22 protein-coding genes and 1 pseudogene are annotated in these 20805 nt (G+C 73.1%); 11 read left to right on the forward strand and 12 right to left on the reverse strand.

All coding sequences use genetic code 11. The features are described 5' to 3' along the window. Positions 1 to 204: 204 nt before the first annotated feature. Entirely contained in the window at positions 205 to 960 is a 756-nt protein-coding gene (locus EIW28_RS19340; RefSeq protein ID WP_125249345.1) for a hypothetical protein, read from the reverse strand. Positions 961 to 1001: 41 nt separating this feature from the next. Here EIW28_RS19340 and EIW28_RS19345 point away from each other — a divergent pair, with 41 nt between their 5' ends. Next, the gene (locus EIW28_RS19345) at positions 1002 to 2132 is read left to right on the forward strand and encodes a DNA recombination protein RmuC (protein ID WP_125249346.1); all 1131 of its coding nucleotides are present in this window, start codon (positions 1002 to 1004) and stop codon (positions 2130 to 2132) included. A 178-nt stretch (positions 2133 to 2310) separates the two neighbouring features. Here EIW28_RS19345 and EIW28_RS19350 read toward each other — a convergent pair whose 3' ends face one another. Next, the gene (locus EIW28_RS19350; protein ID WP_125249347.1) at positions 2311 to 3273 is read right to left on the reverse strand and encodes a 4-hydroxy-3-methylbut-2-enyl diphosphate reductase; all 963 of its coding nucleotides are present in this window, start codon (positions 3271 to 3273) and stop codon (positions 2311 to 2313) included. A 149-nt stretch (positions 3274 to 3422) separates the two neighbouring features. Between EIW28_RS19350 and xseA the strand changes: the two genes are divergently transcribed. Further along, positions 3423 to 4640 (forward strand): exodeoxyribonuclease VII large subunit, encoded by a 1218-nt coding sequence (gene xseA, locus EIW28_RS19355; protein ID WP_125249504.1) that lies wholly within the window; start codon positions 3423 to 3425, stop codon positions 4638 to 4640. Continuing rightward, complete coding sequence (locus EIW28_RS19360; protein WP_125249348.1) at positions 4637 to 4843, forward strand: exodeoxyribonuclease VII small subunit; 207 nt, start codon at positions 4637 to 4639, stop codon at positions 4841 to 4843. Before xseA ends, EIW28_RS19360 begins: the two co-directional genes overlap by 4 nt. Before the next feature lie 12 nt (positions 4844 to 4855). Here EIW28_RS19360 and EIW28_RS19365 read toward each other — a convergent pair whose 3' ends face one another. After that, positions 4856 to 5449, reverse strand: a complete 594-nt coding sequence (locus EIW28_RS19365; protein WP_125249349.1) for a DUF4245 family protein — start codon at positions 5447 to 5449, stop codon at positions 4856 to 4858. Between the two features lie 196 nt (positions 5450 to 5645). Here EIW28_RS19365 and EIW28_RS19370 point away from each other — a divergent pair, with 196 nt between their 5' ends. Genes EIW28_RS19370 through EIW28_RS19390 form a run of 5 tightly spaced genes read left to right on the forward strand, consistent with a single transcriptional unit; the run spans position 5646 to position 9210 of the window. Further along, positions 5646 to 6533 (forward strand): carbohydrate kinase family protein, encoded by an 888-nt coding sequence (locus tag EIW28_RS19370; RefSeq protein ID WP_232014087.1) that lies wholly within the window; start codon positions 5646 to 5648, stop codon positions 6531 to 6533. A 53-nt stretch (positions 6534 to 6586) separates the two neighbouring features. Next, the gene (egtD, locus tag EIW28_RS19375; protein WP_125249351.1) at positions 6587 to 7567 is read left to right on the forward strand and encodes an L-histidine N(alpha)-methyltransferase; all 981 of its coding nucleotides are present in this window, start codon (positions 6587 to 6589) and stop codon (positions 7565 to 7567) included. 39 nt (positions 7568 to 7606) lie between these two features. Further along, complete coding sequence (locus EIW28_RS19380) at positions 7607 to 8197, forward strand: histidine phosphatase family protein (protein ID WP_125249352.1); 591 nt, start codon at positions 7607 to 7609, stop codon at positions 8195 to 8197. A 59-nt stretch (positions 8198 to 8256) separates the two neighbouring features. Beyond that, a complete protein-coding gene (locus EIW28_RS19385) occupies positions 8257 to 8961 on the forward strand; it encodes a lysoplasmalogenase (RefSeq protein WP_125249353.1) in 705 nt (234 codons plus the stop codon). A 9-nt stretch (positions 8962 to 8970) separates the two neighbouring features. Next, entirely contained in the window at positions 8971 to 9210 is a 240-nt protein-coding gene (locus tag EIW28_RS19390; RefSeq protein WP_125249354.1) for a hypothetical protein, read from the forward strand. A gap of 3 nt (positions 9211 to 9213) precedes the next feature. On the opposite strand, the gene EIW28_RS19395 is transcribed toward EIW28_RS19390, so the two are convergent. From EIW28_RS19395 to EIW28_RS19405, 3 genes are all read right to left on the reverse strand, one after another. Beyond that, a complete protein-coding gene (locus tag EIW28_RS19395) occupies positions 9214 to 11355 on the reverse strand; it encodes a HelD family protein (RefSeq protein ID WP_197717373.1) in 2142 nt (713 codons plus the stop codon). A gap of 71 nt (positions 11356 to 11426) precedes the next feature. After that, positions 11427 to 11855: a GNAT family N-acetyltransferase gene (locus EIW28_RS19400; protein ID WP_125249355.1), complete on the reverse strand. Its 429-nt coding sequence runs from the start codon at positions 11853 to 11855 to the stop codon at positions 11427 to 11429. Between the two features lie 17 nt (positions 11856 to 11872). Continuing rightward, positions 11873 to 12565: a DUF2306 domain-containing protein gene (locus tag EIW28_RS19405; protein WP_125249356.1), complete on the reverse strand. Its 693-nt coding sequence runs from the start codon at positions 12563 to 12565 to the stop codon at positions 11873 to 11875. Between the two features lie 92 nt (positions 12566 to 12657). Between EIW28_RS19405 and EIW28_RS19410 the strand changes: the two genes are divergently transcribed. Then, a complete protein-coding gene (locus tag EIW28_RS19410) occupies positions 12658 to 13311 on the forward strand; it encodes a MerR family transcriptional regulator (protein WP_125249357.1) in 654 nt (217 codons plus the stop codon). A gap of 313 nt (positions 13312 to 13624) precedes the next feature. On the opposite strand, the gene EIW28_RS19415 is transcribed toward EIW28_RS19410, so the two are convergent. Next, a complete protein-coding gene (locus EIW28_RS19415; RefSeq protein WP_125249358.1) occupies positions 13625 to 14521 on the reverse strand; it encodes a sulfotransferase domain-containing protein in 897 nt (298 codons plus the stop codon). 131 nt (positions 14522 to 14652) lie between these two features. Between EIW28_RS19415 and EIW28_RS19420 the strand changes: the two genes are divergently transcribed. After that, on the forward strand, positions 14653 to 15195 hold the full coding sequence (locus EIW28_RS19420) for a thioredoxin family protein (protein ID WP_125249359.1): 543 nt from the start codon (positions 14653 to 14655) through the stop codon (positions 15193 to 15195). Here EIW28_RS19420 and EIW28_RS19425 read toward each other — a convergent pair. Further along, the gene (locus EIW28_RS19425) at positions 15192 to 16370 is read right to left on the reverse strand and encodes an amidohydrolase (RefSeq protein ID WP_125249360.1); all 1179 of its coding nucleotides are present in this window, start codon (positions 16368 to 16370) and stop codon (positions 15192 to 15194) included. The genes EIW28_RS19420 and EIW28_RS19425 overlap by 4 nt on opposite strands. A gap of 98 nt (positions 16371 to 16468) precedes the next feature. Between EIW28_RS19425 and EIW28_RS25705 the strand changes: the two are divergent. Then, positions 16469 to 16978: pseudogene (locus EIW28_RS25705) on the forward strand (GntR family transcriptional regulator); the annotation flags it as partial. 162 nt (positions 16979 to 17140) lie between these two features. On the opposite strand, the gene EIW28_RS19435 reads toward EIW28_RS25705, so the two are convergent. The 4 genes from EIW28_RS19435 to EIW28_RS19450 form a co-directional block, all read right to left on the reverse strand. Further along, the gene (locus EIW28_RS19435) at positions 17141 to 17761 is read right to left on the reverse strand and encodes a Maf family protein (protein WP_125249361.1); all 621 of its coding nucleotides are present in this window, start codon (positions 17759 to 17761) and stop codon (positions 17141 to 17143) included. Beyond that, positions 17758 to 17967: an acyl-CoA carboxylase subunit epsilon gene (locus EIW28_RS19440; RefSeq protein WP_125249362.1), complete on the reverse strand. Its 210-nt coding sequence runs from the start codon at positions 17965 to 17967 to the stop codon at positions 17758 to 17760. The genes EIW28_RS19435 and EIW28_RS19440 overlap by 4 nt, the downstream gene beginning before the upstream one ends. A 4-nt stretch (positions 17968 to 17971) precedes the next feature. After that, positions 17972 to 18985: an NYN domain-containing protein gene (locus EIW28_RS19445; RefSeq protein ID WP_125249363.1), complete on the reverse strand. Its 1014-nt coding sequence runs from the start codon at positions 18983 to 18985 to the stop codon at positions 17972 to 17974. A gap of 222 nt (positions 18986 to 19207) precedes the next feature. Beyond that, entirely contained in the window at positions 19208 to 20791 is a 1584-nt protein-coding gene (locus EIW28_RS19450) for an acyl-CoA carboxylase subunit beta (RefSeq protein WP_125249506.1), read from the reverse strand. Between the last annotated feature and the right edge of the window lie 14 nt (positions 20792 to 20805).

Raw genomic sequence — 20805 nt, forward strand, 5'->3', positions numbered from 1 at the left:
GTAACGCTTCGTCAACCGCGCGGAAACGGACCGTCGACATTGAATAGTGACCAAGATCACAAGGAAGGTTGCGCATATCCGTTGGGGCCCTTGGGACTCGCAGCGAGTAGTGGCCGCATTACCCGTTCTGCACCCTGCCGGGGCCCGGACGCGGCGAGGCCTCCCGCCGGGAGCGGCGGGGGCCTGGAGTCCGTGCGGGCGGGGCTACTCGAAGCCGCCGCCGAAGTCGCCGCCCCCGAAGTCACCGCCGCCGAAGTCGCCGCCGCCCGCGTCGCCGGCGTCCCCGCCCGCGTCGCCGCCGCCGTCGGCGTAGCCGTCCTGGTAGCCGTCGGCGTACCCGCCCTCGACCGCGCCCATCGCGTACGCGGGCGTGATCAGGGCGTCGAGCACCATCATGCCGACGAACGCGCCCGCCGCGCCCGCGAGCGCGGGCTGCCACCACGGCGTGTTGTACCAGCCGGCCGGGACGGGGCGTCCGTCCACATTGCCGCCCGGGTAGTAGTGGCGGTTCTCGTCGCTGGGGTCGGGCGAGCCGGTGTACCGGCGGCCCTCGACCTCGGCGCTCACCGGCTCGGTGAGCGCGCCGGTGCGGCGCTGCCCGCGCATCTGGGGGATCTCCGGACCCGGGTCGAGGTCCATCGCGGTGCGGGCGGCCCGCACGTAGTGCAGGCCCTCGATCGCGGTCTCGGCCGCGAGCCGGTACTGGTTGATCGTGCGCGCCTGCTCCAGCTGGGAGCCGGCCGCGGTGTAGCGCTCGCCGGCGTCGGCGAGGGCCTGCCCGGCCGGGAGGTTGTCCCCCGGCGCGGTGAGGTTCATGGTCTGGCCGCCGAGGCGCTCGTGCAGGCGGCGCGCTTCGGCCTGCGCGTCGGCGAGCTCGGCCTCGGCGCGCTTCTTGTTGTTCCGCGACACGAGGAAGACGACCACGATCGCGACCACCAGCAGGGACAACCACAGCTCCATGTACCGAGCCTACCCGTGGCCGCACGCCTACACTGGCCCGTATGACGTGGGTCCTATTGGCGGCGGTGTGCCTCGCGGCGGGCGGCGTCGGCGGCTGGTTCGCGGGCCGCTCGCGGCAGGCCGCGGAGCTGGCGGCGGCGACGGCCCGGCTGGAGGCCGCGGCCGAGAACGAGCACCGGCTGGAGGCCACGCTCCGCGCCGTCGCGTACGAGGCGACCGACCACTCCCGCGACGCCGTCGGGCAGGTCCTCGCGCCGATCGCGGAGACGCTGGCGCGCTACGAGAACCGGCTCGGGGACGTGGAGCGGGCGCGCGTCGACGCGTACGCGCAGCTGCGCATCCAGCTCTCCGGCGTCGCCGACATCTCCGAGGGCCTGCGCGAGCAGACCGGGCGGCTCCTCGGCGCGCTCCGGTCGCCGCAGGTGCGCGGCCAGTGGGGCGAGGTGCAGCTGCGGCGCATCGTCGAGGCCGCCGGGATGGTCGAGCACTGCGACTTCTCCGAGCAGCACACCGGGTCCGTGGACGGGCGCGGCGTCCGGCCCGACCTGGTGGTGCGGCTCTCGGGCGGGCGGACCCTCGTGGTCGACGCGAAGGCGCCCCTCCAGGCGTACCTCCAGGCCCTCGAGGTCGAGGACGAGGCCGGGCGCGACGACCTGCTGCGCACCCACGCGAAGCACCTGCGCCGGCACGTCGAGTCCTTGGCGGGCAAGGAGTACTGGCGCGCGTTCGACGACACGCCGGAGATGGTGGTGCTGTTCGTGCCCGCCGACGCGTTCCTGGACGCGGCCCTGCGCGGCGACCCGTCGCTGCTGGAGGACGCGTTCGCGCGCGGCGTGGTGATCGCCTCCCCGGCGACGCTCATGGCGCTGCTGCGGACCGTGGCGCACACGTGGCGGCAGGAGGCGCTGGCGCGGCACGCGAAGGAGGTGCACCGGCTCGGGCGCGAGCTGCACGAGCGGCTCGGCTCGGTCGCGGGGCACTTCGCGCGGCTCGGCTCGTCGCTGGAGGCGGCGGTCGGGTCGTACAACGCGGCGGTCGCGAGCGTGGAGACGCGGCTGCTGGTGACGGCGCGGCGCTTCAGCGAACTCGAGGTCGCGGGCGACCCGCCCGAGTCGCCGGCGCCGGTGGTGACCCCGGCGCGGCGCCCGTCGTGGGACGAGCGGATCGGCTGACTCGCGGTCGTGCGCCATCCACAGGCGTTCGTGCGCCACCCACAGGGTGGGTGGGCCAGGTATGAGACCATCCCCAACCCCCACCCACCCGGGGAAGCATGGCTGCCACTCTGCCGGCGGGTCCGACAGGACGCGCCGCCTGCGGCGCGCGTGTCACCCGATCGGGCGAGGCCCCGGGTCAGGCCCGGCCGGCGGCGCGGAGGTCGGTGACGAGCTCGCGCGGGAGCTGGAAGGTGATCTTCTCGGTCACCGGCTCGAACTCCTCGACGGAGGTGAAGCCGCGCTCGGCGAGGTGCGCGAGGACGTCCTGCACGAGGTTGTCGGGCACCGACGCGCCCGAGGACAGGCCCACGGTGGTGGCGCCCTCGAGCCAGGCCTCGTCGATCTCGTGCGCGAAGTCGATGAGGTGCCCGGACCGCGCGCCGTGCTGCACCGCGACCTCGACCAGGCGCACCGAGTTCGAGGAGTTCTTCGACCCGACCACGAGCATCACGTCGCAGTCGGCCGCGATGTCCTTGACCACCTGCTGGCGGTTCTGGGTGGCGTAGCAGATGTCGTCGCTCGGCGGGCTCTGGAGCAGCGGGAGGCGCTTCTTGAGCCGGTCGACGGTCTCCATGGTCTCGTCCACCGAGAGCGTCGTCTGCGACAGCCACACGACCTTCTCGGGGTCGCGGATCGTGACGCCGTCGACCGCGTCGGGGCCGTCGACGAGCTGGATGTGCTCGGGGGCCTCGCCGGAGGTGCCGATGACCTCCTCGTGGCCCTCGTGGCCGATGAGGAGGATGTCGTAGTCCTCCTCGGCGTACCGGCGCGCCTCCTTGTGGACCTTCGTCACCAGCGGGCACGTCGCGTCGATCGCCTTGAGGCCGCGCTCGGCGGCCTGGTCGTGGACCTCGGGCGCCACGCCGTGCGCGGAGAACACGACGACGGACCCCGGCGGGACCTCCTCGTTCTCCTCCACGAACACCGCGCCCTTCGCGGCGAGCGTGTCGACGACGTGGCGGTTGTGCACGATCTCCTTGCGCACGTAGACGGGAGCGCCGTAGAGCTCCAGCGCCTTCTCGACGGTCACCACGGCCCGGTCCACGCCCGCGCAGTACCCGCGCGGCTTGGCCAACAACACTCGCTTCGGGTCTGCCACGCCTCGATGGTATCCGCACGCCCGGTTTGGTCACACCCCACAGTTACGCTTGCCACGTGACCGCCGCAGAGCAGAGCAGCGCAGGACCGCCCGCCCAGCCGGGCGCCCCGGACCAGGCCGCGAGGCCGGCCACCGGGCCCGGCGCGCCGATGAGCGCCGAGAACCCGTGGCCGCTGCGCGTCGTGTCGAAGAAGATCGGCGACTGGCTCGCGCGCCTCGGCGAGGTGTGGACCGAGGGGCAGATCACCGAGATCAGCCACCGCGGCCGCACCGTCTACCTGACGCTGCGCGACCCCGCCGCCGAGGTCTCGATGCGCGTCGTCGACTTCACCGGCGCGGTCGCCGCCTGCGACCCGCCGCTGCGCGACGGCGCCCAGGTCGTCGTCCGGGCCCAGGCCCAGTGGTGGGACAAGAACGGGTCCCTCTCGCTGCACGTGCGCGAGATCCGCCAGGTCGGCCTCGGCGAGCTCCTCGCGCGGCTCGAGCGCCTCAAGAAGCTGCTCGCCGCCGAGGGCCTGTTCGCGGCCGACCGGAAGAAGACGCTGCCGTTCCTGCCGTACCGGATCGGGCTCATCACCGGCCGCGCCTCCGACGCGATGCGCGACGTCCTCAAGAACGCCAAGGCCCGCCTGCCGTCCGCGGACTTCGAGGTCCGCGAGGTGGCCGTCCAGGGGCCGCGCGCGGTCACCGAGGTGTGCGCGGCGCTCGCCGAGCTCGACCGCGACCCCGAGATCGAGGTCATCGTCATCGCCCGCGGCGGCGGCTCGATGGAGGACCTGCTGCCGTTCTCCGACGAGACCCTGTGCCGGGCCGTGGCCGAGGCCGTCACGCCCGTCGTCTCCGCGATCGGGCACGAGCCCGACACGCCGATCCTCGACTACGTCGCCGACTGGCGCGCCTCCACGCCCACCGAGGCCGGGAAGAAGGTGGTCCCCGACCTCGCCGAGGAGCAGCGCGGCCTGAACATCAGCCGCACCCGGCTGCGCCAGGCGCTCAACGCGATGCTCACCCGCGAGTCCGACGCGCTCGCGGCGATGCGCGCGCGGCCGGTCCTGGCCCGGCCCGAGACGATGCTCGAGGCCCGGTCCGAGGCGGTCCAGAACCTGGTGCACCGCATCCGGTCCCGCACCAGTTCGCGGCTGGAGCGGTCCTTCGACGACCTGGTGCACCTGCGGGCCCGGCTCCGGGCCCTCTCGCCGCAGTCCACACTGGACCGCGGCTATGCGATCGTCACGGACGCGGCGTCGGGAGCGGTCCTGCGGGACGCCGCCGACGCCGGCGAGGCGGTCGAGGTGCGGCTCGCGGCGGGCGCGCTGCGCGCCGCGGTGGTGCAGACGATCACGGACACAAGGGAGGACGACGAGTGAACGACGAGCGGTTGACGTACGAGGAGGCCCGGGCCGAACTGGTGGCCACGGTGGAGCGGCTCGAGGCGGGCGGCGCCACGCTCGAGGAGTCGCTCAAGCTCTGGGAGCGCGGCGAGGCGCTCGCCGACCTGTGCCAGGCCCACCTCGAAGGCGCCCGCGAGCGCCTCCAGGCCCGCACCGGCGGCGAGGCCGGCGAGGACTGAGCCGGCGGCGCGCTACCGGGCCGCGGCCACGCCTTCGGCGAGCTCGTCGAGGTCCGGGATGCCGTCCGGCTCGGCCGACAGGACGACCGTGGCGCCGTCGATCTCGGCCACCCACGCCTCGCCGCTGTCGAGCTCGTACGAGGTCCACTGGATGCCGCCGGCCTCGACCGGGGTCCCGGCGCCGGTGAGGTCCTCGTCGACCTCGGTCGCGGCCCCGCTGGTCTCCGACATCTGGAGGCCGTTGCCGTCCGGCGAGTACCAGCCGGTCCGCAGGGTCGCGGTCTCGCCCTCGGCGGCGAGGTGCGTCGAGATCGGCTTCCAGTCCTCCGAGAGCTCCGGCTCGATCGCCGGCAGGCCCAGGCTCGCGGCCGTCGCGAGGTTCCCGGCCGTGTCGACCACGCTCACCTGGCGGTCCGCGGCGATCCAGCCCCAGCCCCAGTACACGAGCCCCAGGGGCACGAGCAGCACCGCCATCGACAGCGCCATGTCGCGCATCCGCCGGTGCTTCGGGCGGGCCGCCTTCACGGCCTCCGCGTTCGCCTCGGCCGCGGCCTGCGCCGCGTCGGCCTCCCCGGCCCGCTCGGCCTTGACCTCTTCGCTGGACATGACCCCATCCTGACCGACCGCCGCGCCGGCCCGGGCACCGCCCCGGCGCGGCGTGGCCCACGAGTCCCCCGCCGGGCGCGGCGAACCGGGACGCGGCCGGGCACGAGGCGCGAATGCGACTTCCGGGCCCGCACCGCCCTGGCATAACCTCTCCGCAGCACTCGCCCCCGATCGGAAGGAGCCCCCGTTGATCCTCGTGGCAGGCGAGAACGTCATCGACCTCGTGCCCGCACCCGGAGGACAGCTCCGGCCCACCTGCGGCGGCGGCCCCGCCAACACCGCCGTCGCCCTCGCCAGGCGCGGCATCCCCACCGCGCTCGTCGGCTCGGTCGGCGGCGACCACTTCGGCCGCCGCGTCTGGCGCCGCCACATCTCCGCCGGCGTGCGCCGCGACTGGCTCCAGCGCACCGACCTGCCCTCGACGCTCGGCCTCGCCGTCGTCAACGGCGACGGCACCGCCCACTACGACTACTGGACCACCGGCACCGCCGACTTCGCGTGGGAGGGCCGGCCCCTCCCCAAAGCCGACCCCGGCAGCGTCGACCTCGTCCACTTCGGGTCCCTCGCGGCCTACCTCGAGCCCTCCGCGCGCGCCATCGAGCACTGGGTCAACCGCGCCCGCGGGTCCGTCCCCGTCACCTTCGACCCGAACATCCGCCTCAGCGCCATGGGCGAGGCCGCGAAGGTCCGCGAGCGCACCGAGCGCCTCGTGGGCCTTTCGACCCTCGTGCGCGTCTCCGAGCGCGACCTCGCCCAGCTCTACCCCGAAACGCCCGTCGACCGCGTCGCCCGCGAATGGCTCGGCCTCGGGCCCGAACTCGTCGTCGTCACCCTCGGCGACGCCGGGTCGGTCGCGTTCCACCGCAACCACGTCACCGAGGCGACCGCGCCGCCCGTGGACGTCGTCGACGCGATCGGCGCCGGCGACGCGTTCACCTCCGGGCTCCTCGGCTGGCTCACCTCCGCGGGCTGGATGCGCCTCGACCGGCTCCCGTCCTGGGGCAACCCGACCGTGGTCGCCGCGGCCCTGCGGTACGCGTCCCAGATCGCCGCGCAGGCGTGCACCGTCCCCGGAGCGCCCTGACGCGGCTCGTTCACTCCGCCGCAACTCGGACAATCGCGGACTAGAATCGTCTTGTGCCTCAACCGGAACTGCGGATCTGCCTCGCGGACGACGATCTCGACGCGAGCCTCCGCCTCGACGCGCGGCGCGGCCTGACCTCGCGCCCCAAGCACCTCCCGATGCGCCTCCACTACGACGGCCGCGGCTCCGGCCTCTTCGGGAAGCTCACGGAGCAGCCCGAGTACTACCAGACCCGCAGCGAGCGCGCGATCCTGCGCGACCGCGCCCGCGAGATCGCCGCCGCGCTCGGCGCCGAGCCGGTCTCGGTGATCGAGCTCGGCGCCGGCCGGGCCGAGAAGATCCGGCCCGTGCTCGACGCGCTCGCCGCCGCCGGGCGCCTGGACGCGTTCTGGCCCTTCGACGTCGCCGAGGGCGAGGTGCGGGACGTGCTGGCGGAGCTCGCCACCGCGTACCCGGACGCGCACCTCGGGGGGATCGTCGGGGACTTCACCCGGCACCTCGCGCACCTGCCCGACCACCGCGACACGCGCCTCGTCGCGTTCCTCGGCGGGACCTTCGGGAACCTCCCCGGGCCCGAGCGGGCGCGGTTCCTGCTCGACCTGCGCGAGGCCCTGCGCCCGGGCGACCGGTTCCTGCTCGGCGCCGACCTCGTCAAGGACCCGCGGGTGATCCTGGCGGCGTACAACGACGCGGCAGGGGTGACCGCCGAGTTCAACCGGAACGTGCTGCACGTGCTCAACCACCGCCTCGACGCCGACTTCGAGCCCGGGAACTTCGAGCACGTCGTCACCTGGGACGCCCCGGCGGCCACCGTCGACATGCGGCTGCGCGCGATGAAGCCGATGGAGGTCGACGTCGCCGGGCTCGGCCTGGAGGTGCGGTTCGCGGTGGGCGAGGAGATCCACACCGGCATCTCCGTCAAGTTCCGGCCGGCCGAGCTCGAGGAGGACCTGCGCACGGCCGGGTTCGCGCCGTCGGCGTCGTGGACGGACGCGCGGGCGAACATGGGCGTGTTCCTCGCCGAAGCGGTCTAACGCGGGTGCCGGTCGCGTCCGCGGTTTAGGCTGGCGGGCATGGGAGAGATCGTGCTCATCCGCCACGGCGAGACGACCTGGTCGGCCTCGGGCCGCCACACCTCGGTCACCGACCTCGAACTCACCGACAACGGTGTGGCGCAAGCGAAAGCGCTGGGACCGCTGCTGGCGGGCCGCCGCTTCGCGGCGGTGTGGTCGAGTCCGCGCAAGCGCGCCCTGGTCACCGCCGGCCTCGCCGGGCTCGAGGTCTCGGCCGTGGTCCCCGAGCTGGCCGAGTGGGCGTACGGCGACTTCGAGGGCCTCACCAGCGAGGAGATCCAGGCCGACGACCCCGAGTGGACACTGTGGACGCACGGTGGGCGGGGCGAGGGCGGCGAGCGCCCCGAGGCGGTCGCGGAGCGCCTCGACCGGGCCCTCGCCGCGGCCGAGCCGCTGCTCGACGGCGGCGACGTCGCGTTCATCGCCCACGGGCACAGCCTCCGCGTCGCCGCCGCCCGCTGGCTCGGCCGCCCCGCGCGCGACGGCCGCGACTTCCGCATCGACACCGCGTCCATCGGCGCGCTCGGCTACGAGCACGGCGGCCACGCGATCAGCATGTGGAACCTGACGGCGGCGATGGCGGCGGGCTGACCGCCGCGGCGGCAGCGCCGGCCCCGCGGGGCGCGCGGGTCTGGTAGCGTTCCGGACCCATGAGCCCTCCCCTCCTCCTGCTGCGCTCCCAGGTCGCCCGCGTGCGGGCCCGCACCTGGCTGCTGGCGTTCGCGGTCGTCCTCGCCGTCGAGCTGGCCGCGGTCGCGCTCGGCTTCGACGCGGTGCGCTGGGTCAGCAAGCCGCTCCTGACGCTGCTGCTCCTCGGCCACCTCATCGTCTCGGTCGCGCCCGGTCAGGCGCCCGCGCGCCTGTTCGGGCTGGGCCTCCTCGTCGCGTGCGCCGCCGACACCGCGCTCCTGTTCGACGGCACCGCCGCGTTCCTGACCGGCATGGGGCTCTTCGCGGTCATGCAGGCCCTGTACATCGCCGCGTTCCTCAAGCTCGGCGCACTGCGCGCCTTCGGGCCCCGGTACCTGGTGCCCACCTGCTACCTGGCGTTCTGGGCCGGGCTCATCACCGCGCTGTGGACGCGGCTGGGCCCGCTCGCGGCGCCCGTCGCCGTCTACAGCCTGCTGCTGGTGGCGATGGCCGCGCTCGCGGCGGGACTCGGCATGGTCCGCGCGGGTCGCCTCGCCGGGATCGGCGGGGCCCTGTTCGTCGTCTCCGACCTGATCCTGGGCCTCGGGGTCGCCGGCTTCGACCTGCCCGGCGCCGACCTGGCCGTCATGTCGACGTACGGCGCGGCGCAGCTGCTCCTGGTCGTCGGCGTGCGTGGGCACCTGCGACCGCCTGCCGCGCACTAGGGTCGAGGCATGAAACGCGTCCTGTGGACCCTGGCGTTCGTCGTCGGCGGGTTCTTCATCGTGCGGGCCCTCATGGAGCCCTTCGTCATCGACTTCTCCGACCCGTCGAGCTACGAGGCCGACTGGGGCGGCCCGAGCCTCGCCGGGGTGCTCCTGGTCCACATGGGCCCCGGCGTCCTCGCCGCGGCGCTGCTGGTGTGGATGGTGCGGCGGGCCGGCCGCAGGGAGGCCGGGCCCGCCGACGAGTGAGCGTCAGCCCAGGTCGATGCGCTTGAGCCGCTGGGTGGCGCGGGTGAGCACCACGTAGGCGACGCCGGGGCCGTGCGACTTGGCGACCGCGTCGAGGTCGACGGCGATCACCGCGTCCCACTCCAGGCCCTTGGACTCCAAGGGGCCCACCAGGGTCACGCGGCCGTCGTGGACGGCGGCCGCGAGCTCGGCGTGCCGGTCGTACGGCGCGATGACGCCGACCGTGCCCTCCACGGACTCGAGCGCCTCGGCCACCGCGCTCGCGAGCTCCGGCAGGAGCGCCTGCGGGTCGACCGTGCGGGACTCGACGGGCACGCCGGTCTCGCGCACGGCCTCCGGGAGGTCGATGCTGCGCAGGCGCGGCTTCGCCCACTCGGCGGCGTACTCGAAGACCTCCTTGGAGTTCCGGTAGTTCTTCGTCAGGTGGAACTCGTGGAGGCGGCCGCTGGGGACGGCGCGGCGGCGGGCGTCGGCGCTCTCCTTCGGGCGCGGCCAGCTCGACTGGGCCTCGTCGCCGACGATCGTCCACCCGGCGGCGCGGCCGCGGCGGCCGAGCATCCGCCACTGCATCGGCGAGAGGTCCTGGGCCTCGTCGACGATGACGTGCGCGTAGTCCTCGTAGAACGCGTCGCGGGCCTGGCGCTCGGGCCGGTCGTAGAAGCGGTCCTGGGCGGTCGAGACCTCCTGGATGCCGTCCCACGAGCGGATGCGGTCGCGCCCGCGCGGCTGCGGCTTGACGCCGAGGAGGAGGCGCAGCTCGTCGAGGAGCGCCACGTCCGGGATCGAGAAGTCCGCCTCGCGCAGCGACGCGGCGACCGCCTCGATGGACTCGCGCTTGAGGTGGCCCTCGGCCGCCGAGGCGAGGCGGCGCTCGTCGCCGGCCCAGCCCAGGACCTCGGCCGGGTCGAGGTCGGGCCACCAGTGGTCGAGGAACGTGAGGAACTCCCCGCGCGAGCCGACGTCCCGTGAGAACTTCGCGGGCTCGGCGTCCGGGATCACCGGCTTCACCTTGCGCCACAAGGCGACCAGGAGCGCACGGCCGGCCTCGGTCTTGGCGAGGTTGGGGCGCGGCTCCTTCTCGAACACGCGGGCGCGGGCGGCGGCGAGGTCGGCGGCGTCGAGCTTGAACACGTCGCCGCGGTAGACGATCCGCAGCTCGCTCGGGGCGTCCGGCGGGGTCTGGCGGATCAGGCGGCGCAGGATCGGGAGCATCACGGTGCCGCCCTTCACGGCCGCGACCGCGGGCCGGTCCTGGCGGACCGCCTCGACGCCGGCGTACAGCTCGCCGAGCGAGTACAGGGCGGCGGTCTCCTCGCCGAGGCTGGGGAGGACGCGGCCGATGTACTTCATGAACACCGCGGAGGGGCCGACGACGAGGATGCCGGCGGCCTCGTAGCGGCTGCGGTCCTGGTACAGCAGGAACGCGGCGCGGTGCAGGGCCACCACGGTCTTGCCGGTGCCGGGGCCGCCGGTGATGATCGTGGCGCCGCGCCCGGGCGCGCGGATCGCGGCGTCCTGCTCGGCCTGGATCGTGGCCACGATGTCGCGCATCCGGCCGGTGCGCTTGCGGCCCAGGGCGGCCATGAGCGCGCCGTCGCCGATCACGGGGAGGCGCTCGGCGGCGTCCTCGTTGAGGAGGTCGTCGCTGATCTCCTCCACGGCGCGGCCGAACGAGCGGATGACGCGGCGCCGGGCCACGTCCTGGCGGTCGACGGCGGTCGCGCGGTAGAACGGGGCGGCGGCGGGCGCGCGCCAGTCGACCAGGAGCGTGCGGTACTCCTCGTCGCGCACGCCGAGGCGTCCGATGTGGCGGACCTTGCCGTCGTCGAAGTCGAGGCGGCCGAAGACGAGGCCCTCGTGCTGGGAGTCGAGGTCGGCGATGCGGCGGGCGGCGCGGTAGACGAACACGTCGCGCTCGAACTGGGCGCCGGGCACGGTCGCGGCGAGATGGCGGTAACCGGCGTCGCGGTCGCCCACGGCGTCGGCGCGCAGCACGTCGACCCGGTCGTAGACGCGGTCGACGAAGGCCTGCTCGATCGCGATCTCCTGCTCGGGGGTGTTCGCGGGATCGGGATCGGGCACTGCGTGGGAGGTGTCGACGTCCTCCGGCTGGCGGGCGTCGGCGGGGCCTGGTTCCTGGGACACGGCGCTCCTCGCTCGAATTCGGGACGCACCAGCCTAGCGCGCCCCCGCGACACCCGTCCGCCGAAGTTGGACTAGGGACGGGTGTCCCACACCCGGTACATCCAGGAGTAGTCGTCGGCGATGTCGTCGAAGCCGAACTGGCGGTACAGGCCCTGGGCGTCGCCGGTGGCGAGGAGGACGCGCTTGAGGCCCATCCGCTCGGCGTCGGCGACGATGCGCTCCATGACGAGCTTGCTCAGGCCCCTGCCGCGGGCGGCGCGGTCGACGAAGACGTCGCTGAGCCAGGCGAAGTAGGTCCGGTCGGTGACCAGGCGCGCGAACGCGACCTGCTTCCCGGAGCCGTCGTAGACGCCGTACGGGAGCGAGTGGTCGATCGCGTGGTCCATGTCCTCGCGGGTGCGGCCCTCGGCCCAGTACGTGTCGGTCGAGATGACCCGGTGGATCCACTCGCGGTCGAGCCGGTCGGGATCGGTCGAGATCTCGTACGCTTCGCTGCCCATGCTGCTCCTCCTCGCGGTCAGGCCCTCGCCCCGAGCGTGCCGCGACCTGCCTTGCGCCGCAAATGGATTTCGATGAACACGAGGTTGAGCACGATCGAGGAGACGATCGCCGCAGTGTAGGCGGTGTCGAACAGGGGCCCGAAGTCGCCGCCGTAGTAGCCGTCGAGCAGCGGCAGCTGCACGGCGATGAACAGGCCGAGGTAGACGCGCAGGTTGACGGCGGCGAACGTCGCGGCGAAGTTGCGCAGCATCCAGCGGCGGTGCGACTCGAAGTCCCGGGCGCGGACCGCGCGGTAGGCGCGCAGCGCTGAGTAGAACCAGAACACGTCGAGGAGGACGAACGTCACCAGCGCGATCGGCCCGGCCGTGGTGAGCACCGCGACGACGATGCCGCTGAGGCTGCCGGGCAGGACGCCGGCGAGGAGGTAGACGCGGCCGAGGACGCGGTGGACCCGCGGGTGCCTGCGGCGGATCGAGCCGAAGAACTGGAAGGGCCCCACCAGGAGCGCGATCCCGGCGGTCACGGCGTGGACGATGAGGAACGGCAGGTGGAACGGCACGTCCTCGCGGATGCCGACGCGGGATTCGACGTCGGGGACGAGGTAGGCGGGCAGGGAGTAGAGGACGATCGCGACGCTGAGGATCGCGACGACCGCGACGGCGACGCGTCCGCGGCGCGCGGGGCGCTTCGTTTCGAGGGTGGCGGTCATGGGGGGTGCTCCAGGTGTGAGTCATACTATCGATAGTGACGCTATCACTCTGAACGAGCCGGAGTCAACCGCGCTTCGGGTAAGAAGGAGCCATGCGAATCGGAGAGCTCAGCGCGCGGACCGGGGTGCCGGCGGCCACCATCAAGTACTACGTGCGCGAGGGCCTGCTCTCCGGCGGCGAGCGCCGCAGCCACAACCAGGTCGAGTACGGCGAGGACCACGTGCGGCGGCTGCGGCTCGTGCGGGCCATGGTCGAGGTCGGCTCGCTGCCGATCGCGAAGGTCCGGGAGGTGCTGGCCGAGATCGAGGAGCCCGACCGCGACCTCGACAGCACGCTGGGCGTCACCAGTCGGGCGCTCTCGCATCACCGCGTGCCCGCGGAGGAGCCGGCCGAGGAGGACCTCGCACTCGCGCGCGCCATCGTGCGCCGCCGCGGCTGGGACGCCGTGCCCGCCGACCACGCCCACATCCGGACCCTCGCCGACGCCATCGGGCGCCTCCGCGAGCTCGGCCTGGCCGACATGGTCGACATGACCGGCGAGTACGCCCGCGCGGCCGAGATCGTCGCCGAGATCGACCTCTCCCTCCTGTCCACCCGGCGGGAGCGCGACGAGATCCTCGAGGCCATGGTCGTCGGCACGGTCCTGGGCGACGCGATGTTCGAGGCGCTGCGCCGCATCGCGCAGGTCGAGGTCTCGGCGCGGGTATACCTACGTGGACAACAGGACCCGCAGGGAAGCGAGTAACACTCATCCACACAGGACCGTCTCCGGCCCTCCCCCATGCCCGTTCATGCGCGAATGGCAATGTCTGCACTTGTCGGGTTTTTGACTTCGCAAGTCGATTGGGTGGTTCTACGCTGATTGCACGCCCGGAAATGGCGTGGCGGCAAGCTCCAAGCCTGCTCGACAAGAGACTTTGCCGCCATCACCAGGAGGCCGTCCGCCGAAGTGGGGTAGACGGACGGCCCGCGGCGGGGTCCCGATCACCTGGCCCGGGGCCCCGCCGCCTTTTGGCGGGGCCGGCCAGGCGACCCGAAGGTCAGGTGCCGCCGACACGTCAGGGCCGGTTGAGCCATTCGATCAGTTCGGGAGGGCCCATCGTCCGCACGCGCTCGGAGTAGCACTCGAGATCGGCCTCGCTCAAGACCTCTGCCGCCGCCCCCGATCCTCCCCTCCGGAAGAACGCCTCGCGGCTCTTCATCACGCCCGACGGGTCGGGCGCGAAGCGGTCGGCCTTCGACTTCATGTCCGCGAAGGTCGCGGCCTTCACCAGTTCCGGCCAGCGCTCCGGATCGACCTCGATCTCGAGCCAGTCCGCGATGCGCCGCATCTCGCGCTCGAGGTCCGCGGCGAGGTCGGCATAGTGGACGAGCAGGAGGTTCGGTTGGTCGCGCCGGTTCCAGGCGTCGCCGAGATGGTGCATGACGCCGGGAAGGGCGTCGAGGTCGTCGCGCGGGCCGGCTTCCCTGCGGATCCAGCCGGCGAGCCACTGGGCGAGCGGCCACGGCGGCTTCGGCTTGCTGCCGGGTTCGGGTCGGGGAGCGCCGACGAGGGCGCGGATGCGGTCGTGATCGAGGTTGTTGCCCTGGTGGTAGAGGGATACTGCGGCGTCGAGGGGGTGCCGGGCGGCGACGATGTAGCGGGTGTCGGGGCGCAGGGGAATGCCGTCGAGCGGAGTGTGGGTCTTCATGACGCGGCGGTGGGACTGGGCCGCGAGGCGGGCGTGCATCTCGGCTTCGGGGACGACGAGCCAGTCGACCCACGGGGAGAGTTCGTGCAGGGGCGCGCCGAGGTCGGGCGTCTGGAGCACGAGGAGGGCGACGATGGCCTGGGTCCAGGTGGTGCCGTGCTTGGAGCGGGTGCTGATGACGATGTCGCCGGAGCGGGGCGGGAGGCGGAGCCAGCGGGCGGAGTCCTCGTCGCGGGACTGGTACCGGTGCGGTGCGTCGGGCATGCCCGGAGCGTAGGCCGGGTCCGCCAACGCGGCGATCGGATTCGGTCGCCTGCCGCCGCGGCGGTTGAGCGGGGGCGGGCGGCTCTCTACGATGGAGTCGACGACCGTCTATCTCCAGGAGTGCGATTCCCGTGGCCCTCAACTCGTCCATGGTCCCGCTCGGCACGGCCGCGCCGGACTTCTCGCTGCCGGACCTCGACGGCGCGCTGCGGTCGCTGGCGGACTTCGACGCCCCGGCGCTGCTGGTGGCGTTCACGTGCAACCACTGCCCGTACGTGCGGCACATCGAGCAGGTCTTCGGGTCGTTCGCGGCCGGGCGGGCGGACCTCGACGTGGTGGCGGTGTGCTCGAACGACGCCGAGAGCCACCCCGACGACGGGCCGGTGGGCCTCGCGGAGCAGGCGGCGCGGGCGCAGTGGGCGTTCCCGTACCTGGTGGACGCGTCGCAGGAGGTCGCGCGGGCGTACAGCGCGGCCTGCACGCCCGACTTCTTCCTGTACGGCCCCGACCGCAAGCTCGCGTACCGGGGCGCGTTCGACGGTTCGACGCCGGGCAACGGGGTGCCGGTGACCGGGGAGTACCTCGCGGCGGCGATCGAGCAGGTCCGCAAGGGCCGGCCGGTGCCCGAGCCGCACTACCCCTCGACGGGGTGCGGCATCAAGTGGCGGGCCTAGACGAGGGCGCCGTCGCGGGCGACGACGCGGCCGCCCTTGACGACGAGCCGGCGCGGGTGGTGTTCGAGGACGGCCTCTGAAGGGTTGCGGCCCTTGACGGCCACGAGGTCGGCGGTGTCGCCCGGTGCGAGGCCGTAGCCCTCGATCTTGAGCAGGCGCGCGCCGCCGAACGTCGCCGCTTCGAGGGCGAGTTCGATGTCCGCGTCGCGGCTGAAGCCGGCGTTGCGGGCGAACCACTGGGTGCGCTGGAGCAGGTCGCCGGTGCCGTAGGGGCTCCACAGGTCGCGCACGCCGTCGTTGCCGATCCCCATGGTGACGCCGGCGGCGTCGAGTTCGCGCAGGGGCAGGATCTGCTTGGGCGCCACGGAGGTCAGGCCGATCTCGAGTTCGGCGAGGTCGGCGATGAGGCGGGCGCGGGTGGCGTCGTCGGCGTCGCAGAGGGCGAAGGCGTGGCTGATGACGACCTTGCCGGCGTAGCCGAGGGCGCGGGTGCGCTCGATGATGAGGTCGAACTCGTGGACGCCGAGGTCGCCGCCGTCGTGGAGGTGGATGTCGATCTCGGCGCCGTACTGGGCCGCGAGGGCGAACACGAGGTCGAGGTGGGTCTCGGCGTCGAGGTCGAACCCGGCCGGGTCGATGCCGCCGATGCACTTGACGCCGGCCTTGAGGGCCTCCTCGAGGAGGTCGGCGGTGCCGGGGCTGACGAGGATGCCGGTCTGCGGGAAGGCCACGAGCTCGACGTCGATGCGCCCGTCGAGGCGGCCGGCGGCTTCGAGGACCGCGTCCACGGCGCCGGTGCCGATCCCGGGGTCCACGTCGACGTGCGAGCGGGCGTGGGTGGTGCCGGAGGCGACCATGTTCGCCAGGAGCGCGGTGATGTAGTCGGGGTTCGGGACGCCGAACTCCGCGCGGCGGTCGCGGCCGTAGGCGATGGCGGCGGCCAGGCCCGGGCCGGCGGTGCGCGGCACCCACGGCCCGCCCCACAGCGTCTTGTCGACATGGGCGTGCGCGTCGACCAGCCCGGGGATGACGACGGCGCCGTCGAGGTCCTCGACGTGCGCGCCCTCGGCGTCGAGCGCGTCGCCGAGGGCGGCGATGCGGCCGTCCCGGACGAGGAGGTCGGTGCGGCCCTCGCGGCCCCAGAGCCGGGCGTCGCGCAGGAGCAGGTCGGTCATGGGTCGGTCCTTTCGCCACCGGGCACCGCAGTTAGCGGTATACCGTTAACTCAGACGGTATACCTTTGACGGGTTTCCGTCCACCGAGAGGGAGCGAGATGAGCCGAGCCGACCAGGTCTACCGGGCGCTGCGCGAGCGCATCGTCACCGTCGGGCTGCGCCCCGGCGCGCGGCTCATCGAGCGCGACCTCGCCGCCGAGTTCGAGGTCTCCCGCATCCCGCTGCGCGAGGCGCTCCAGCGGCTCGCCGCCGACGGCCTCGTCACCGCCGTCCCCGGCCAGGGCAGCATCGTCACCGTCCCCACCCCGAAGGACATCGCGGACCTGTTCGACGTGCGCGCCGGGCTCGAACCGGTCGCCGCGCGGCTCGCCGCCGCGAACGCCGGACCCGAGGACCTGCTCCGGCTCAAGGAGTGCGTCCTCCCCCGCGCCGACCCCGAGTCGCGCACCGAGGCGAACGCGGCCTTCCACCGCGAGCTCGTGGCCGCCGCCGGGAACCCGCTCCTCGCGCAGATCATGGAGCCGCTGGAGGCCCGCATGCGGTGGGTCTTCCACCTCACCGTCGAACGCGACCCCGTGCGCCAGCGCGAGGAGCACGCCGAACTCCTCGACGCGCTCATGGAGCCGGACCCGGACCGGGCCGCGGCGATCGCGTACGCGCACGTCGAGGACGGCCGGGCGTTCACCCTGGAGGCGGCCCGCCGCTGGCAGCTGGAGGCCGTGGACGCGCGGGAGGCGACCCGCACGCGCCGCCGCCGGGTGGGCGCGGAGTTAGCGCCAGAGCTGGTGCAGGGCGATCTCGAGTTCGCCGAGCATGTTGCGCAGCAAGGGCATCGAGAGGCCGATCACGGTGCCGGGGTCGCCGTCGATGCGGTCGATGAAGGCGGAGCCGTAGCCGTCGAGGGTGAAGGACCCGGCGACGTGGAGCGGCTCGCCGGTGGCGACGTAGGCGGCGATCTCCTCGTCGGAGACCTCCGCGAAGTGCACGACGGTGCCGGAGGCGCGCACGATCTGCCGGTCGGCCTCGGTGTCGATGAGGCAGTGCCCGGTGTACAGGGTCCCGGAGTTGCCGCGCATGCGCTTCCAGCGGGAGGCGGCCTCCTCGGGGCCTTCGGGCTTGCCGAGGATCTCGTGCCCGAAGTGGAGCACGGAGTCGCAGCCGAGGACGAGGGAGCCGGGGGCGACCTGGTCGAGGACGGCCTGGGCCTTGAGCTCGGCGAGGGTGCTCGCGAGCTCGGCCGGGTCGTGGCCCATGACGCGGCTCTCGTCGACGCCGGAGACGATGACGAGCGGCTCGATGCCGGCGGCCTTGAGCAGTTCGCGGCGCGCGGGCGACTGCGAGGCCAGGACGAACGGGCGCGCCGCCTCGCTCCGCGGAGCGGGCCGGCTCAACGGTCCATCCCGCGGCGGGCGGGGACGGCGGTGTCGCGCCAGGAGCGGCGCACGCGCAGCTTCAGGCCGGGGTTCTGCCAGGAGGCGCGGCGCGCGGGCGCCTCGGACTCCTCGACCGGCCGCGGCAGGGCGGTGATGAGGCCGACCAGGGCGGCCAGCTCCTCGTCGGTCGGGTTGCCCCGGAGGACCTTGAGCTCCAGACCCATCGCGCTACTCCTCGTCGTAGTCGAACTCGCGGTGCACCCGCTCCCAGAACCCGTCGCGGACCCAGATCCGCGCTTCGGGGTGGTCGCGTAGAGAGTAGCCGAGTTCCTTCTCGGCTTCCACCAGCAGCTCCTTGTCGATGACGGTGGGCAGCTGGGGGCCGGGCAGGAGGTCGGCTATGTTGTCGGCGCCCCTGGTCAGGAGCCATTTGTGGCCGACGTACTCGCCGATGGAGCGCACGGTCTCGGGGTCGAGCTTCTCCCCGGTCTGGGTGGTGCGCACGAACTTGGGCCGGGCCGACTCGGCCTGGGCGAGCGCGTCGGCGGCGGTCATGGTGACGGCCACGGACTGGCGGGTGCCGAAGACGACCGCGGGGTTGGGGACGCGCGGCTCGGGCTGGGCCATGGGGGCGCCGACCATGCCGTGGGTGGCCGCGGCGGCGGTGCCGCTCTTGGTGAAGTACGCCCGGAGCTCCTCGGCCTCGATGGTCTCGACGGTGTCGGACTCCCACACGAGGCGTTCGGCCTGGTTGGTGCCGTAGGGGGGTTCGACGCCCCAGAGGTGGACGCGGACGCCGTAGGCCTGGGCGACCTCGACGGCAGGGACCATGTCCTCGTCGCCGGCGAGGAGGATGGCCTCGTGGATGGCGCGGTGGCGGGCCAGGAGCTCCAGGTCGGAGCGGATCTGGGCGTCGACGCCCTTCTGCTGGCCGCGCGAGTTGAGGTTGCCGAGGCGGACCTTGACGTAGTCCATGTTCGCGATGACGCGCTGGTCGACGGTGGGGACGCGGTCGCGGGCGGCGTCGAACCAGTAGAGGCGCAGCAGCTCGCCGTCGGAGAGGCGGATCGCGGCGCGTTCGATGAGGGACTTGATGAGCTTCTCGGCGTCGACGCGGTAGTCGCGGCGGGAGGTGGCGTCCAAGAGGAGTTCGGCCGCGGCGGCGTAGAGGTAGCCGACGTCGATCAGGATCGCGTACCGCCGGGACGGCAGTCCGGGAAGCACTCCTCCGATTGGTGTCATCGCCCACACTCCCAACATCCGGCGGGACGATTCGTCCCGCTTCCCCCAGCTGTATAAGACGGTACCCGGATCGGACTCCGGGGATGGGAGTGGTGCGTGCCGCTTCGCGCGGAAATGCGGTTTCCGCCGGTAGCCGGGGCGCGGACGGGGCGGGACGCGGGGAGTCCTCACCGGATCGGGTGAGACGGGGGCGGCGCGGCCCGGCCGCGCCGCCCGTCCGGTCTAGAGCGGGATGTTGCCGTGCTTCTTCGCCGGCAGCTCGTCGCGCTTGGAGGCGTTCATGCGCAGGCCGCGCACGAGCTGGGCGCGGGTCTCGCGCGGCTGGATGACCGCGTCGATGAGGCCGAGCTCGGCCGCGACGTACGGGTTGTTCAGCTTCTCCTCGTACTCGGACATGAGCTCGGCACGCTTGGCCTGCTCGTCGTCGGCCTTCGCGAGCTCGCGGCGGTAGAGGATGTTCACCGCGCCCTGCGAGCCCATGACCGCGATCTCGGCGGTCGGCCACGCCAGGCACAGGTCGGCGCCGACGCCCTTGGAGCCCATGACGCAGTACGCGCCGCCGTAGTCCTTGCGGCAGACGACGGTGAGCTTGGGGACGGTGGCCTCGGCGTACGCGTAGATGAGCTTCGCGCCGCGGCGGATGATGCCGTCGTGCTCCTGCGAGGTGCCCGGGAGGAAGCCGGGGACGTCGACGAAGGAGATGATCGGGATGTTGAACGCGTCGCAGAAGCGGATGAAGCGCGCGGCCTTCTCGGAGGCGTCGATGTCGAGGCAGCCGGCGAAGTGCATCGGCTGGTTCGCGACGACGCCGACGGGCCGGCCGTCGAGGCGCCCGAACCCGGTGAGGATGTTCTTCGCGAACAGCGACTGCGTCTCGAGGAACTCGCCGTCGTCGAGGACGGCCTCGACGATCTTGTGCATGTCGTACGGCTGGTTCGCGGAGTTCGGGATGACCGTGTCCAGCGCGAGGTCGTCGGCGGTGAGGTCGAGCTCGAAGTCCTTGGACTCGTAGGCCGGGGGCTCGTCGAGGTTGTTCGACGGCAGGTACGACAGCAGGTGCTTGACGTACTCGAGCGCGTCGGACTCGTCGGAGGCGAGGTAGTGGGCGTTGCCCGCGACCGCGTTGTGGGTGCGCGCGCCGCCGAGCTCCTCCATGCCGACGTCCTCGCCGGTCACCGCCCGGACCACGTCGGGCCCGGTGATGAACATGTGGCTGGTCTGGTCGACCATGACGGTGAAGTCGGTGATCGCCGGCGAGTACACGGCGCCGCCCGCGCAGGGGCCCATGATGAGCGAGATCTGCGGGATGACGCCGGAGGCGCGCACGTTCCGGAAGAAGATGTCGGCGTACCCGCCGAGGGACGCGACGCCCTCCTGGATGCGGGCGCCGCCGGAGTCGGAGATGCCGATGATCGGGCGGCCGGTGCGCAGCGCCAGCTCCTGGATCTTGGTGATCTTCTCGCCCGAGACCTGCCCGAGCGAGCCGCCGAGGACGGTGAAGTCCTGGGCGTAGACGCACACCTCGCGGCCCTCGATGGTGCCGTAGCCGGTGACGACGCCGTCGCCGTAGGGCCGGTTGGCCTCCATGCCGAAGCTGGTGGAGTGGTGGCGGCGCAGGCTGTCGAGTTCGACGAACGACCCCTCGTCGAGCAGTTCCTCCAGCCGCTCGCGCGCGGTGCGCTTGCCCTTCTCGTGCTGCTTCTCGATCGCCCGGGGGTTCCCGGTGGCCGCTTCGGAGAGGCGCTCGGCCAGGTCGGCGAGCCGCCCGGCGGTCGTGTGGAAGTCGATGTCGGTCACGCTTCGGATCGTATCGACTGCCC

The organism is Glycomyces terrestris (assembly GCF_003933745.1).
GTDB classification, from domain to species: domain Bacteria; phylum Actinomycetota; class Actinomycetes; order Mycobacteriales; family Micromonosporaceae; genus Glycomyces; species Glycomyces terrestris.